We start from the raw sequence: 15,719 nt of genomic DNA, 5'->3' as shown, positions 1-15,719 counted from the left end.
ATTGCTGTCAGGTGTGGTCTTGGCAGCAATGAAGTTCAATAAAGATAATCAGATGCCGTGTTATTCGTCAAGCTGAATAGCAGCAGTTCAGCCACACTTGCAGCAATGCAATGTTGGCGGTTCGTGCTATTGTCGTCAAGATGTTACAAACAGTTTTAAGTGTCCGCCCAGTCCATCCCGCACAATTCGCATGAGGGTCGAAAGGCGAATGTCACTCGCATTATTTTCGATGCGGGAAATATAAGATTTGGTCGTGCCGCACTTTTGTGCAAGTTGCTCCTGTGTCAAGTTCTGCTTTTCCCGCATTTCCTGAATAAGCACACCCAGTTTAAAAGCTTCAAACTCTTGTTCGTAAGTTTCTCTTTTCTTCGTGCCACGTTTGCCGTACTGCTGTTCAAGGTGGTCAGAGAAAGATGTGAGGTTTTTATTTTTGGGATCCTTTTGACTTTTCATCGAAATACTCCTTTTTAATTTTTTTAGCTAAATCAAGTTCGTTCTTGGGCGTTTTCTGTGTTTTCTTTTGAAACGCATTTCCAAGTACCACAAGCTGCCCTTCATCAAAAAAAGCAAAGGCTCTAAAGATGTTGCTGCCGACTTCAACACGCACTTCATAAATTCCTTCCGTGCCTTCCATGTGTTGGAAATACTTGGCAGGCACTCGCTCAATCGTGGCAATTAGTTGCAGTGTCCAGTTGAACTTCTTTTGCACATCTTTTGTTTGCTTTTCAAAAAAGTCCAGATAATAATGTTTGTAGTAAAAGATGTTGCGAATGAAGTTTTGTTCCACCACCCAAAGTTAGCTAAATAGTGAACATCTGCAATGCTTGTTTTGTGAAAATTCTGCAAGACTTGGCTCTCTGAATTTGAGGGGGCGTCGCTCTATGCATGACCGCCAACATCAGGGTTTTTTTACAACAAAATAATAATGACCGAACCCACGATCATAATGGCGGCGCCCAGCATCTTTTTGCGCATATCTTTTTCGGCAAATATTTTATATCCCAAAAACACGCTGACCAGGGTAGAGAGTTGAAATAGTGATAGCGCATATCCCACCGGCATGTGGTCAAATGCATAATTGGTGGTATACTGCATGGTGCCGATGCACAGCACCAGCAACAGGTATTTGATATAATCCGCCCGCTTTATTTTTTTTAGTTCTGTGGCTACGTGCAGCCGGTACACCAGCAACAATACAAAGGAGAAAATAGCCCCGAAAAAACACCAGCTTGCAAAGGCAATAGTGGTGGAAGAAGCAATGATTACTTTTTTAATGAACACAGCCTCAATAGCGGTGAGCATCATGGCCCAGATGCGGTATTGAATGGCGCTTTTTTGCAGCAGCGCCCAAGAGAACCTTTCTTCTGTAGTGTCCAAAACAAAATAGCTGCCGTAGATGATCAGCAGGACACCTGCCACGCCCCAAAAGCCCGGTATTTCGCCCAGCAAAAAAATACCAACGATCATCCCGATCACCGATTTGTAAGCATTGATGGGACCCAGCACTGAAAGGTCGCCGCCCTGCAAAGCCTTTACCAGAAATGCATTGCCCAAGGCACCGGTGATGCCCACCAAAATGGAGTACCACCAGAATGCCGGCGGCAACGCCTGCCAGTCGGTACGTACAATAATTACCAAACAAGCAATGGCCAGCAACAGATAAGTAAGAAAATTTACCAGCAGGGGGTGATGCCCCCGGTTGGTGAGTTGTTTTTGCACAACATTGCCCAACGGGTTGGAAAGAATCCGGAGCAATACCGCCAGTGCCAATGAAAATGCAGAAATCAAATAGGTTCGTGGTTTATTGCTGATGAAGCTACATACAAGCAGGCAAACTACAGGCGTGGTTGTTTACAGTGGTTACACCTGCAGCAAGCCAGCTTTATATAAAGTACTTACGGGCTTGTTGTCCCAGAAAAGATCGAAGTCTTCGAGACCGGCACGTTCATAATCTGCTTCAATCATCTGTCGGGTCAATTGCGCAGGATTGGCCACGGCAATTTTCGGCAACAACCCCGCCAGCCATGCACCTTGTTCGGGATCCACACTGATGCTAAAGCTGCTTTTCTTGGTTTGAAAAGTAAGCGACAGCACACTCCATTGCACGCCTTTTTTCGACTTGATGATGGCTTCTGTTTTGGGCTGTTTGCCTAGCCACACCACCTTGCTGTTTTTACCCGAAGAGATCTCGGGTTCTTCAATGGCCCTGCGGATATAATCAGGTGGTACACTGGTTTTCGGCACTTTAAAATCAAACCATTTTTGCAGTGGAAAATCAAAGCAGGCGCCATGCATATAATTGAGCAGCGCTTTCTTTAATCCAAAGCCAAAGCTTTGGTGATCGGCGCCGGTTGGGTCGATGTGTTCAATGTCGTTGTTGGCAAAACTACCCACCAGTTCGGTTACTTTTTTTACACCAAACTTCTCGGGGTTCAGGCCCACGGGGCTATGTGCCGTCATGGTAAACAGGTGCCAAAACGCCGACTGCAACACACCAGTTTGAAACAGCTGCCGCACCATTTCCAGCGAATCAATTGTTTCCTGTGCCGTTTGCGTTGGAAAGCCATACATCAGGTAGGCATGCACCATAATGCCCGCTTCGGAAAAATGCTGGCACACCCGCGCCACCTGCGCCATGGTAATGCCTTTGTTGATCAGGCTCAGTAGCCTGTCGGAGGCCACTTCAAGGCCGCCGCTCACTGCAATACAACCCGATGCTTTGAGCAGCAGGCAAAGGTCGCGGGTAAAGCTCCGCTCAAACCGCACATTGGCCCACCAGCTTACTACCAATTTACGCCGGATGATCTCCAGCGCCATGGCTTTCATCAAAGCAGGCGGTGCAGCTTCATCTACAAAATGAAAACCATTCTGGCCCGTTTGCTCGATCATCTGCTCCATGCGGTCTACCAGCAACGATGCCGCAATAGGCTCGTAGTTTTTAATGTAGTCCAGCGAGATATCGCAAAAAGTGCATTTGCCCCAATAACAGCCATGCGCCATGGTGAGCTTGTTCCAGCGGCCGTCGTTCCACAGGCTGTGCATGGGGTTGATCACTTCAATAGCGGAAATATATCCATCCAGCGGCAGGTCGCTATAATCGGGAGTGCCCACCTGGCCCTGCCGGTAATCGGTGCAGGCCCTGTTGTTGATATAACTAACGGCGCCGCCTATGCGCAAAAAGGTGCGCTTGAGTTCGTGCTGCTCGATTTGCCCATTCACAAAAGCGATCAACTGCTCCATCGGCGCTTCGCCGTCATCAAGGGTAATAAAATCGAAGAAATCAAATACCCGCCCATCGCTCAGCGACCGCAGTTCGGTATTGGCAAAACCGCCGCCCATGGCCACTTTTACCTGCGGATAATTTTGTTTGATCCACTGGCCGCAACGCAGTGCCGTGTACAGGTTGCCGGGGAAAGGCACCGATAGCGCCACAAGTGCCGGTTGCACCCGTTCCATTTTTTGCTGCAGCAGGTCTATTAGAATATGGTCGGTAAAAGTGTAGGGCTGTTGCAATTCGGCGTACAGAGTATCAAAACTGTTGGCCGAGCGGGCCAGGCTTTCGGCGTAGCGGCTAAAGCCAAAATGCGGGTCGACGGTTTCTTTGATCAGGTCGCTCAGGTCCTCGAGGTACATGGTGGCCAGGTGTTTGGCCATATCCTGCATGCCCATGCTGCCAAAGGCCCATTGCAGGTCGGGGAGTTGCGCAAAACGGTCGGCCTCGGGCAAAAACTCCCGCTTGCAAATCAGGTGCGCCAGCGTAGGCCGCTTGCCCTGCAAAAACAAGATCACTTCATCAACCGTGTGGATGTAATCTTCTTTCAGCGCCACCATCCGGGCAATGTTAGGTGTATGTTGCTCACCTGCTCTTTCAATATGATCGAACAGCTTGGTAAGACCCGCTTTGCTGAACAGCGCCAGGGTTACTTCAATGCCCAGGTCGGCCTGGTGCGCAGCAATGCCTTTGGTGTTCAAAAAACCCTTCAGGTAGGCCGTAGCCGGGTATGGGGTATTGAGTTGGGTAAACGGAGGCGTAATAAGTAAAACGGGCTGGTTCAAACGGCTGATTTAAGCCGCAAAAATACGGCGGGCTTGCTGCAAGTGCCAACCGGCGTTGGTTTTATAACAAGTGCAACGGCCACAAAGCAGCATCGGCAGAAGAATATTAACAGTTATGTTCATTTCAATGTTCTGTTTCGCCAGCATGCGTTGCCAGAAAAGAATCAATCCGCGCCTTCTGCCGCAAGTGGTGGCGCAAATGCATGGCGGCAAATTGTGCCCATTCCGCTGCATTAAGAAAGCCCAAACCGGGATGCGCTGTTTTACCTACAGCCAAACTGTTTGCGGCTTGAGCATTTACCCTTTGAAGTGTTTTAAGCAGGTCGTCAAATCCAGCTATCAATTGTGCTTTGTCTGCCGGTTGTTGCACCAGGGCATTGGTGGGCGGGCCTTCAATGCGCATATCCGGGAAACTGTTTGCAGCCAGCATGGCCTTGCCTTCGGCAGTGGGCTGCTGGTCGCTGTTCTGCGGGCTGCGCAAACAGGCGTCGACCTGTGTGAGGTAAAAAGAAGTTTCTGCCACCAGGTGCATGTACAGTTGGCCCATCGACCAGCTGTTTAACGCAGGCTTTTGCAAAAGCATTGCTTCGTTGTAATCCGCCAATGCATTCTTCCATGTCATCAGTGCATCTTCCAATTCATCCATCATAGCCGGATAAAATTTTTGAATAGAAAGATAATGTTTATGAACAGACACATCTTCGGTTTACATACATTGCCGTTTGGCAGGCAAGCCCTTTGTATTTAGCTTTCACAAAAGAAGGTGCCGCCTAAACATTTGTTATGCGTACATCCATGTTTCGTTTTCTGCTGACCATCCCAACAAGCCTTTTGCTTTTTGCCGGTGCTGCACAGGCACAAGAGGCAGTGCCTAAACTGGTGCTCACTATTGATGCCAAACAACCGGTGCAAACCATCGAACACATCGGCGTATCGGGTTGCTGGTACTCCGAGGCGGTGGGCAAATACTGGCCAGCAGAAAAAAAGGAGCGCATTGCGGAGCTGCTGTTTAGCAAACAGCTGGATGCGCAGGGCAATCCGAGGGGCATTGGTGTATCGGCATTTCGCTTTAATGCAGGCGGCGGCACTGCGGAGCAGGGCGTTGCCAGCGGCATTCGCGACCCGCAGCGCCGCGTGGAAAGTTTTGTCAATGCAGATGGCAGTTACGACTGGAACAAACAGGAAGGTTACCGCTGGTTTTTGCAAAAAGCAAAAGAACATGGCGTGGAGAACCTGATTCTTTTTTCCAACACGCCGCCGGTGCAGTTTGCACAAAACGGGCTGGGTTTTAAAACCGCAAAAGATTACCGCGCCAACCTTAAAGCGGACAGCTATGGCGCATTTGCAGGCTTCCTGGCCGATGTGGTGCAGCACTTTGACCGGCAGGGATTGCATTTTAAATATGTAAGCCCGGTAAATGAACCGCAGTGGGACTGGACCGGCGAAATGGGCAACGCAAAACAGGAAGGCACACCGTGGACCAACAGGGAAATACACCGCGTGGTGCAGGGGCTGGACAGTGCGTTAAAAGCAAAACGACTTACTACAAAGATCACGGCGCCGGAAGCAGCGATGCTTACCTTTTTATACGAAGGCAACACGGCTGCATCGCGGCAGATACAGCAATTTTTTACCGATACTTCTTTACTTAGCTTAGCCCGCATGAGCACCGTGCCCAAAGTAGTGGCGGGCCACAGTTATTTTACCGATACGGGCGACAGCACCCTAATCAACGTACGGAAAAAGCTGGCCGATACGGCCAAAAAATACGGCGTTGATTTCTGGCAGTCGGAGTACTCCATGCTGGGCGATGGGTTCAGGGAAGGAGCCAGGGGCCGCCGCACACCCATGGACTGCGCTTTATTTTTAGCCAAAGTCATCCACACCGACCTGGCCGTGGCCAACGCCACTGCATGGCATTTGTGGAATGCTTACGAGCCGGGCAGCGCTGCATTTGATACACGCTATTACCTCATTGCGCTGCAACCCGATTCGGGGTTTGTAAACGGCACGTACGCCATTACCAAAAACCTGTGGGCATTGGGGCATTACAGCTTGTTTGTGCGGCCCGGCATGCAGCGCCTGCAGGTGTTGCGCAGCGATGGCCTGGATGATATAGCCGCAGCACAGCAAACCATGTTTACCGCCTATACTAACGGCAAGGGACAAACGGTATTGGTGGCCATTAATTACACGGAAAGGGAACAGCCGCTGCAAGTGCAGCTGGCCAATGGCGGGAAGGTAAAAAAGCTGCGGCGCTATGTAACTACGGCAGCGGGTGAAGATAACATGCGGAGCAGTGGCTTGCGCAGCCTCAATGATGTGTTGCTGCCTGCACGGTCCATTACCACGGTGGTGGTGAATTAAAGAGTGAAATTAGGTTAGCGTTTTATCCGCAGCTTTTCAATCATTTCCTGCGTCAGGCTGTCGGCGTACACGCCGTATGCATCAACCAATGTGCCCTTCAGCCCGCTGGCAGAGGAAATAGCATACACAATGGCATTGTCATCGGGGTTGCTGGCGCCTTCAAAGCGGTAAAACCGGTCGATGATAAATTCATCGGGATGCAGTTCCAGTCCCTTGCATTCTACGCAATCCTGCTTCAGGTTAAAATCAAGGTCGTAGCCTTCGTTTTTCAAAGCATTCAGCGTTTGCGAAACAGTAGTGTAGTTACTCATGGCTAATCATTGTGTGTGTTTTCAGATTACGATTTGCGTTCCGGCGCATGCCACACATCGGCATACATGTCCGGGTGGCGTTTGAATTGTGCATGCACAAAAGGGCAGAGCGGTACCACCTGCAACTGGTGCGTTCTTGCATGATCCACCATTGCGTGTAGCAGCGCTTTTGCAAAGCCGCGGCCTTCCGCCTTTTCCGATACTTCGGTGTGGTATGCTGTAAGTGTGTTGCCGTTTACACCAACTTCCATCAGTGCCAGCTGCTCGTTGTTTTCTGTTATGTAAAAACTGCCTTTGCCTTGATCGTCTAACTGTAGTTGAACCTGATCCATAAAATTATTTTGAAGGATTGTTGTCAAATAAACAAAACCGCACCTGATCATCCAGGCACGGTCTTGCTCTATTCATCACTGCCTGTTTATTTACACGTTGCCATAGCTGTTTGATTGGCCGCCATCAATGGCAATCGTTTGCCCGTTCACATACGAGCATTCTTCGCTCAAAAGAAACGACACCACTTTTGCAACTTCATCGGGCAAGCCCAATCGCTTGGTTGGGTTGGCTTTGGCGTATTCGGTTTCGGCCAGTTTGGGGTCTTCGGGGTTTACCTGCTTAAAGGCTTCTGCCACCATGGGTGTAAGAATGGCGCCTGGTGCAATAGCATTGGTGGTGATGCCGTCCTTGCCATATTCCAGCGCTGCATTCTTCGTCATGCCCGATACGGCATGCTTGCTGGCCACATAAGGCATTTGGTGAAACACGCCACGGATGCCGCCTACCGAAGCCACGTTTACAATGCGCCCATATTTTTGTTTTTGCATCACGGGAATAACATAGCGAAGGCCATAATACACACCCATCAGGTTAATGTCTATCACTTTTTTGAATACAGCTAAATCGTACTCGGTAATGCTTGCCTGCCTGCCTTCAATGCCGGCATTATTATACAGGCCATCAATGCGGCCAAATGCTTTTACCGTTTCATCAACATAGTTTTTTACCGCTTCTTCCTTCGATACATCGGCAACGATGGTGATGACCTTTGCATTGGGAAAATCTTTGGTGATGCTGTCTTTCGCTTCTGCAAGACTGCTTTCGTTATAGTCAACCAATGCAAGGTTGGCGCCACGGGCGGCCAGATCTTTAGCCGCAGCCAAACCAAGGCCCATAGCTGCACCTGTAATAATAATGGATTTGTTTTCAAAACTGTTCATCATGTATTATTTAAAGATGAATAATAAGTGTAGTGCCCTGCAGGTTTGCTCAAATCAAAATAGTTGTATTTACGGGCAAATGCAAGCACACACGCTGTCAGTATCTGTCGTTAGTACAGCAAAGTTACTGCGGTGCATACCTGCAATGTGTTGCCTAAAGGCAAGGAATTGCATTGACTATAATCAATTTGTTGTGGTTGTTTACATGTAAATAAATGGCAACAGTGCATGCTTTTGCACCAGGCAAATGCCGCCTCGTTCTTTTCCATTTGAAAACAGTAAATTAATACTGTGGTAACATGGGTGCGGTGCCGGTTGCCCATATTTGCACGGCCAACAAAATGGCTATTGTTACAGAGGTAAATGATTCATGCAACATGGTAGTGCTGCAACTGGCGCAGTGTGTTGTATGATGCATTGCATCGTTGCGTTGTTGTTTGATGAACTGATCTTTTTTACACCACCATAACCATGCTTTTGTATGTTCAACAGAAGAGATTTTCTTAGATCCTTTGGCCTGCTGGGTGCAGGCATTGCAACGCCGGCAGCGGCGGTTCAGGCAGCATCTACCATTACAAAACAGCACGGTGCAGGCATCATTACCATCCGGGGTAAAATAACTGCGGCAGGCAAAGGCATTGCCGGCGTGGCCGTTACCGATGGCAGCAGCGTGGTGCGCACCGATAGCCGTGGTGCATACGAGCTGGTTGCAAGCAGCGCGGCGGAGTTTGTGTACATCAGTGTGCCATCAGGATACGCATTTCCGCAGGAGCGGGGTGTGGCCCGTTTTTACCAGCGCATTGCTGCGGGCAGCAGTGCCTTTACCGCCAACTTTATTTTGGAAAAACTCCCTGTTGACGATACCAAACACAACTTCGTGGTGTGGGCCGATCCACAGGTGATTTCGGAAGCCGATGCTACGGAATTAAAAACCACTTCGGCCCCCGACCTGAAAGCAGTGGTGCAATCTTATCCAAAAAACACGCTGTTTCATGGTATTGGTTGCGGCGACCTGGTGTGGGATAAATTTGACCTGTACGAAGATTATAAAGAAGCTATTGCTATTTCCGGCGTTCCGTTTTTCAATGTACTGGGCAACCACGATATGGACCTCGATGCCGCAGGCGATGAAGCTTCGGCTAAAACATTCAAGAAAGAATTTGGCCCCACTTATTATTCCTTCAACCGCGGTGCGGTGCACTACGTAGTGCTCGACGATGTGTTTTTTGTAGGCACTGCAAAAAAGTATATTGGCTACATCACCGAAGCGCAGCTATCGTGGCTGGAAAAGGACCTGGCGTTGGTGGCGCCGGGCAGCACCGTGGTGGTAAGCCTGCATATACCTACCAATACAGGCGCTGCACGCCGCAACGGCAAGGAAGAAGAAATGGGCGGCACAGTGCAAAACCGCAAGCAATTGTATAAACTGCTGACGCCGTTCAAAGCGCATATTATGTCGGGGCACACGCATGTAAGCGAATCGTGGACGGAAGGCGCAATTACCGAGCATGTACACGGAACGGTTTGCGGTGCGTGGTGGACCGGGCCCATTTGCAGCGATGGCACGCCCAGCGGCTATGGTGTGTACGAAGTAAACGGAAGCGAATTGCAATGGTATTATAAAGGCACCGGGCTGCAGCGCAACGAGCAGTTGCGGGTATATGCGCCGGGCCGCGATAAGGCCAACAGTGCAGCAGTTGTGGCCAATGTTTGGAACTGGGATCCGCAGTGGAAAGTAGAGTGGTTTGAAGACGGTGTAGCTAAAGGCACAATGAAGCAACAGGTAGGACTGGATCCCTGGGCTGTGGAGTTGTTTGCAGGCCCCGAGCTACCGCAGAAACACAAGTTTGTGGAGCCCACCAAAACCGACCACTTGTTTTATGCGCAACCTGCAGCCGGCGCCAAAGAAATTACGGTAAAAGCCACCGATCGTTTTGGCAATACGTACACGGCACAAACCAAGTTGGCTTAGGTAAATAAAATGCCGGCGGCGTGCAGGCTTTTTTTATGGCTGCACCTGCCGGCCTACATTTTTCCACCACTGCGAAAATTGTTGCGCCGTGTCGTTGAGGTTTACAGCTTCACCAATCTTTGGCGTAACAAGCGGCAACCCAAATTGATCGTTTAACCTTGCCATTTCCTTGAGGGGTTCATCCCAATCGTGAAGGGCCAGCGAAAATTTTCCGGAATGCACCGGCATCAATCTTTTTGCATTCAACTCTTTTGCGGCCTGCAGGTTTTCGCCGGGTAAAAAATGAATGGCTTTCCATGCTTCGTTGTACTGGCCATTTTCCAAAATAGCCAGGTCGATGGTGCCATGCTGCGCACCAATGTTTTTGAAGTGTCCATCATAACCGCCATCGCCGCCAATGTATATTTTTCGGGTGGGTGTTTGCAGCAGGTACGACATCCACAGCGTTCCGTTGCGCTTTAGTCCGCGGCCGGAAAAATGCCTGGTGGTATGGCCAAAAAGTTTGCTGCCATTAGCCAGCGCAACATCGGTATCCCAATCCATTTCAATGATGCTTTCCGGTACAAAGCCCCAGCGCTCCAGGTGTGCACCCACGCCCAGGCCGCAGATCACTTTGCCCACCTTACCTTTTAGCTCCAATATGGTTTCATAATCGAGGTGATCGTAATGATCGTGTGAAATAAGCAGGTAATCTACAAAAGGCATATCGGCAGCGGCATACACATCGGTGCCTTTAAACGACCGCGTAGTGCCCGGCATAGGCGAAGCATTACCGCTGAACACAGGGTCCACCAATATCTTCAGTCCGTCCGTTTGAATAAAATAAGAGGAGTGCCCAAACCAAAAAAGCCAGTCGCCAGCGGGCAGGTTTTTAAGATCGGTGCGTACAGAAGGTATAGCGCCTTGCGGTGTGGTATTGGGGCCTTTGCCAAAAAAGAAGTTGAACATTACCTTGGTCATGGAGTGCCCTTCGGTAAGTGCTGGCGTATGGGAGCGGTTTACAAAAGCACCGTCTTTATAATGCCGCGATGCCTGCATTCGTTCCAGTCGTTTGCCTTTTGGCGCTGCACCAAACTTTGGATGCTGCATAAAGATCAGGGCCGCAACCACCATTATCAATACAATCGAAACCAGTAGGATCATCATCCGGGTAAACAGCCGTAAAGCCTTTTTCATTTTTTATAAAAACGCATCAATGCGGTGGCAAAATTAGTTGCTGCACCGGCTCCGTTTGCTGCAAACTTGCGGCAGTGCTGCATTTTGCGCAGTATTTGTGTTGCATTTAACAGCAAAGAGCAATGCTTTGTTTAGCTCAAGGTAAAATGCGGTGGTTTTACCACTGTTTATTTGGCTACAGCCATGTTGTTACTGCCATTGGTTGCTTTAGTAAATTTTGCTTCAAACAATTGCTGTCAAAATGAAATGACCCGTTCCTGTTCACTGATCATCATTGCCCGGCTCCGATTAGCGCAAACGTTTGTGCAGCCCGCAGCGGTCCAATGGGTACAATCATTACCTACTTTCAGCGGCCAAATTCATTTTGTTTATGTCTGCGCGTAACACAGGTACCGTTTCCCCGCTTGCCATTATGGGCATCTTGTTTTTTGTTTTTGGTTTTGTTACCTGGCTCAACGGAACGCTGATTCCTTTTCTTAAACTTGCTTGCCAACTGGAAAGCGATGTGCAGGCATTTTTTGTAACGTTTTCTTTTTACATGGCTTATTTTTTCCTGGCGCTGCCGGCATCGGCCATACTGCGCAAAACAGGATACAAGAACGGCATGGCGCTGGGCCTGGTAGTAATGGCCATTGGCTCTGTGGTATTTATACCTGCGGCTTATGCCCGCAGCTTCCCGCTGTTTTTGCTTGGTTTGTTCATACAAGGTGCGGGCCTTGCCTTGTTGCAAACCGCCAGCAATCCGTACATCAGCATCATCGGGCCCATGGAAAGTGCGGCAAAGCGCATCAGCATCATGGGCATTTGCAATAAAGTGGCGGGCATTGTAAGCCCGCTGGTGCTGGGTGCGCTTATTTTAAAAAATGCCGGTGCCATTGAAACGCAGATCATTGCGGAGCAAAACCCATTGGTGAAAGCTGGCCTGCTACAGCAACTGGCCGACCGGGTGATCATGCCCTACGTTGTTATTGCAATTGTTTTGTTGCTGTTGGCCATCATGATCAGCAGGTCGTCGTTGCCCGAAATAGCAACTAAAGAAGAACCGCAAACAGGCTCGGGCAGCAAGCAAAATGTATTTCAGTTTCCGCACCTGATGCTGGGTGTGCTTTGCCTGTTTGTGTACCTCGGTGTGGAAGTGCTTGCAGGCGATGCCATTGGTATTTACGGCAACGCGTTGGGCCTGCCGCTTGATGAAACTAAGTATTTTACTTCGTTCACACTCTTTGCCATGCTTGCCGGTTATGTAGTGGGCATTTTTGCCATTCCGCGGTTGCTGTCGCAGCAAATGGCGCTCAAAATTTCTGCCATCCTGGGTGTGGTGTTTAGTGTTTGTATTTTCTTCAGCAGTGGCTATACCGCTATTATTTTTATTGCCTTGCTGGGTTTGGCCAATGCATTGATGTGGCCGGTCATTTTTCCGCTGGCTATTGATGGCCTGGGGCGTTTTACGCAAACCGGTTCAGCACTGCTCATCATGGGCATTTCGGGTGGTGCGCTGATACCGTTGTTTTATACTGCACTTAAAGACAGCGGCCTGATGTCGAACAACGGTGCGTTTCTTTTGTGTTGCCTGCCTGCCTATTTATACATTTTGTATTACGCGCAGAAAGGGCATAAAGTAGGACGCAGTAAAAAGGTGCGGGCCGTAAAACCAGTAGCTGCAGTGGTAAGCAGTATGTAGTGTATTTTTTTAAATGATAAATCATTAATGCCTTTCAATAGGCAATTAATAAAAGATACAACGTGCAATCAATACTCGCTTTCAACAACGGGGGTGCTGCTTAGGCACCCCTTTTTTTAGTGCTGCACTTCTTATGAGCGCTACTGTAGTATTGCATGATGCTTTGATTGCATTGAGGTATCGATTGGTTGCGCAATAGCAAATAGGGTAAGGGCAGGTGGCGATCAGCAATGAAAATAAAATTATTTGCGCTAGCCAAACTGATGCAACCGTTTGCATGCAACTACAGCGTGCTTCTGCTATACCTTTAAGCAACACTATTTAAGATCCACACTGATTGCTCATGCGATTTACTACCCAAGGTTTCGTTCTTTTAATGATTGCCTTTTTGTTTCTAAACGTATTGCCTGCCAGCAGCCAGCAATTCGTTGCAAAAACAAAGGATGATTCTGTTGCCATTGTAAGTGCACGCAAGGTAAATACCACTACGGTTGAATTACAATTAAGCAACGGGCAAAAGATGATCCTTGATTTTTATGGCAATCATATTTTCCGTTTGTTCCTGGATGCAGACACGGGCAGCCTGCGCGACCCGGAAGCAAAGCCACTGGCACGCATACTGGTGGATGAGCCACGTACAAAAGTTTCAAAACTTGTGGTTGGCAATAGCGCCAATGAGGTCAATATTACTACCGGCGCAATCAGTGTGTTGATAGACAAACGCAGCAGCCGGTTGCTTATTTTTAATGGGCAGAAAAAGCTGGTGGCAGAAACACTTGCGCCGGTGCATGTGGGCAGGAAAGGTGCCACGCTGAAGTTAAAAGAAGGAGAGCAAGAATACTTCTACGGAGGCGGTGTTCAGAATGGGCGGTTTTCGCATAAAGGCAAAGCCATTGCCATTGAAAACCAAAACAGCTGGACCGATGGAGGCGTGGCTTCGCCAACACCGTTTTACTGGAGCACCAGTGGATACGGGCTGTTGTGGCACACGTTCAAAAGGGGAAAGTATGATTTTGGTGCAGCCGAAAAAGGTGTGGTGCACCTGCATCATGAAGCAGATTACCTCGACGTATTTTTTATGATCAACGATCGGCCGGCCGCGCTGCTCAACGATTTTTATCAACTTACCGGTAAGCCTGTTTTATTGCCCAAGTTTGCTTTTTACGAAGGACATTTAAATGCCTACAACCGAGATTACTGGAAGGAAGATACAACAGGCATTTTATTCGAAAACGGCCGCAGGTATAAAGAAAGCCAGCGTGAAAATGGTGGTGTGAGGGAGTCGCTCAATGGTGAGTTGAACAACTATCCATTTTCAGCACGTGCCGTGGTGGACCGCTACAAGGCACACGATATGCCACTGGGCTGGATCTTGCCCAATGATGGATACGGTGCGGGTTACGGGCAATCCAGCACGCTGGATAGCAATATTCTGAACCTGCAATCCTTTGGTAATTATGCACGCAGGCAAGGCGTGCAAATTGGGTTGTGGACACAATCGGACCTGCATCCAAAAGAAGGCGTCAGTGCACTGCTGCAACGCGATATTGTAAAAGAAGTGGGCGTTGCGCAGGTACGGGTATTAAAGACCGATGTGGCCTGGGTTGGACCCGGCTATTCGTTTGGGCTAAACGGCGTGGCCGACGTAGCCCACACCATGCGGCGGCATGGCAATAATGCACGGCCGTTTATCATTACACTCGATGGCTGGGCAGGCACGCAGCGATATGCCGGCGTGTGGACGGGCGACCAGACCGGCGGCGTGTGGGAGTACATTCGCTTTCACATTCCTACGTATATCGGTTCGGGATTGGCCGGGCAGCCAAACATTGGGTCGGATATGGATGGCATTTTTGGTGGTAAAAATCCGGTGGTACTGGCCCGCGATTTTCAATGGAAAACATTTACGCCCATGCAACTGAACATGGATGGCTGGGGCAGCAATGAAAAATATCCGCATGTACTGGGCGAGCCATACACCTCTATCAACCGGACTTATTTGAAATTAAAATCAATGCTGCTGCCGTATGAGTATAGCATTGCACGGGAGGCGGTAAGCGGCCTGCCCCAGATCCGCCCTATGTTTTTGTACGATGCAAATTCATACACATTGGGAAAAGCCACACAATACCAATACCTGTATGGTCCCAACTTTTTAGTGGCGCCGGTTTACCAGCCAACAAAAATAGATTCGGCAGGCAACGACATCCGCAACGGTATTTATTTACCCAAAGGGACATGGATCGATTATTTTACCGGGCAGGTGTATGCTGGCGGCAGCATTTTAAATCATTACGCTGCACCGTTGTGGAAGTTGCCCTTGTTTGTAAGGAGTGGCGCCATCATCCCGGTGACCAATGCCAACAACAATGTTTCCGAAATTGATAATGGGCTGCGTATTTATGAGGTATACCCCGATGGCAACAGCTCGTTTATCGAGTATGACGATGACGGTTTAACCGAGGAATATATGGAAGGCAAAGGCGTTACTACGCTGATTCAATCTTCGGTGGTGGCCAATAGGGCAACCATTACCGTGCATCGTGCTAAAGGTGATTTTAATGGCTTTGTAAAAAACAAGACCACTGAGTTTCGCATCAATGTAACGCAGCCACCAACAGGTGTTTCGGTATCGGTGGGCGGCCGCCCGATTGTGTTGAAAAAAGCAGCATCAAAGGAAAGTTTTGTAGCGGGTACCAATGTTTATTTTTATGAAGCCGCACCCAGCCTGAATAATTTTGCTACAAAAGGTAGTGCATTTGAGCAAGTAGCCATCACTAAAAATCCGCAGTTGCTGGTAAGGGTTGCCGCAACCGACATCACACAAAAAGTGTATGTCGTCAAAAGAAAGTGGACTAGTTCTTAGAGAGGGTTTTGCTGGGTTAAGTTCGTGATTTTTGTTTGATTTTTAGTATGTCGTTGGTGAAAAAGATGCCTCCGGC

13 protein-coding genes are annotated in these 15,719 nt (G+C 49.0%); 4 read left to right on the top strand and 9 right to left on the bottom strand.

Annotated features, from left to right (window positions below; all coding sequences use genetic code 11):
* Positions 1–135: 135 nt before the first annotated feature.
* The 5 genes from DRJ53_RS17965 to DRJ53_RS17945 form a co-directional block, all read right to left on the bottom strand.
* On the bottom strand, positions 136–453 hold the full coding sequence (locus tag DRJ53_RS17965; RefSeq protein WP_114237055.1) for a helix-turn-helix domain-containing protein: 318 nt from the start codon (positions 451–453) through the stop codon (positions 136–138).
* Complete coding sequence (locus DRJ53_RS17960; protein WP_241558603.1) at positions 425–787, bottom strand: type II toxin-antitoxin system RelE/ParE family toxin; 363 nt, start codon at positions 785–787, stop codon at positions 425–427. Before DRJ53_RS17960 ends, DRJ53_RS17965 begins: the two co-directional genes overlap by 29 nt.
* 122 nt (positions 788–909) lie before the next feature.
* Positions 910–1,788: a DMT family transporter gene (locus DRJ53_RS17955; protein ID WP_114237054.1), complete on the bottom strand. Its 879-nt coding sequence runs from the start codon at positions 1,786–1,788 to the stop codon at positions 910–912.
* 72 nt (positions 1,789–1,860) lie between these two features.
* Complete coding sequence (locus tag DRJ53_RS17950; protein WP_114237053.1) at positions 1,861–4,056, bottom strand: B12-binding domain-containing radical SAM protein; 2,196 nt, start codon at positions 4,054–4,056, stop codon at positions 1,861–1,863.
* A 124-nt stretch (positions 4,057–4,180) separates the two neighbouring features.
* Complete coding sequence (locus tag DRJ53_RS17945) at positions 4,181–4,705, bottom strand: DinB family protein (protein WP_114237052.1); 525 nt, start codon at positions 4,703–4,705, stop codon at positions 4,181–4,183.
* A 134-nt stretch (positions 4,706–4,839) separates the two neighbouring features.
* Between DRJ53_RS17945 and DRJ53_RS17940 the strand changes: the two genes are divergently transcribed.
* Entirely contained in the window at positions 4,840–6,423 is a 1,584-nt protein-coding gene (locus DRJ53_RS17940) for a glycoside hydrolase (protein WP_241558601.1), read from the top strand.
* 14 nt (positions 6,424–6,437) lie between these two features.
* On the opposite strand, the gene DRJ53_RS17935 is transcribed toward DRJ53_RS17940, so the two are convergent.
* The 3 genes from DRJ53_RS17935 to DRJ53_RS17925 form a co-directional block, all read right to left on the bottom strand.
* Positions 6,438–6,734 (bottom strand): phosphoribosylpyrophosphate synthetase, encoded by a 297-nt coding sequence (locus tag DRJ53_RS17935; RefSeq protein ID WP_114237050.1) that lies wholly within the window; start codon positions 6,732–6,734, stop codon positions 6,438–6,440.
* Between the two features lie 26 nt (positions 6,735–6,760).
* Positions 6,761–7,066: a GNAT family N-acetyltransferase gene (locus DRJ53_RS17930; RefSeq protein ID WP_114237049.1), complete on the bottom strand. Its 306-nt coding sequence runs from the start codon at positions 7,064–7,066 to the stop codon at positions 6,761–6,763.
* A 90-nt stretch (positions 7,067–7,156) separates the two neighbouring features.
* Positions 7,157–7,948 (bottom strand): glucose 1-dehydrogenase, encoded by a 792-nt coding sequence (locus tag DRJ53_RS17925; protein WP_114237048.1) that lies wholly within the window; start codon positions 7,946–7,948, stop codon positions 7,157–7,159.
* A 481-nt stretch (positions 7,949–8,429) separates the two neighbouring features.
* Between DRJ53_RS17925 and DRJ53_RS17920 the strand changes: the two genes are divergently transcribed.
* On the top strand, positions 8,430–9,920 hold the full coding sequence (locus tag DRJ53_RS17920) for a calcineurin-like phosphoesterase C-terminal domain-containing protein (RefSeq protein ID WP_114237047.1): 1,491 nt from the start codon (positions 8,430–8,432) through the stop codon (positions 9,918–9,920).
* Between the two features lie 33 nt (positions 9,921–9,953).
* On the opposite strand, the gene DRJ53_RS17915 is transcribed toward DRJ53_RS17920, so the two are convergent.
* Complete coding sequence (locus DRJ53_RS17915; RefSeq protein ID WP_114237046.1) at positions 9,954–11,096, bottom strand: MBL fold metallo-hydrolase; 1,143 nt, start codon at positions 11,094–11,096, stop codon at positions 9,954–9,956.
* A 370-nt stretch (positions 11,097–11,466) separates the two neighbouring features.
* On the opposite strand from DRJ53_RS17915, the gene DRJ53_RS17910 reads away from it, so the two are divergent.
* Together DRJ53_RS17910 and DRJ53_RS17905 are read left to right on the top strand one after the other, a co-directional pair.
* On the top strand, positions 11,467–12,777 hold the full coding sequence (locus DRJ53_RS17910) for a sugar MFS transporter (protein ID WP_114237045.1): 1,311 nt from the start codon (positions 11,467–11,469) through the stop codon (positions 12,775–12,777).
* A gap of 343 nt (positions 12,778–13,120) precedes the next feature.
* The gene (locus DRJ53_RS17905; RefSeq protein ID WP_114237044.1) at positions 13,121–15,643 is read left to right on the top strand and encodes a glycoside hydrolase family 31 protein; all 2,523 of its coding nucleotides are present in this window, start codon (positions 13,121–13,123) and stop codon (positions 15,641–15,643) included.
* Positions 15,644–15,719: the final 76 nt, after the last annotated feature.

The sequence above is a fragment of the Paracnuella aquatica genome, from assembly GCF_003332885.2.
In the GTDB taxonomy this organism is placed as follows: Bacteria; Bacteroidota; Bacteroidia; order Chitinophagales; family Chitinophagaceae; genus Flavisolibacter; species Flavisolibacter aquaticus.
This window is presented reverse-complemented; position numbering and strand designations above follow the sequence as displayed.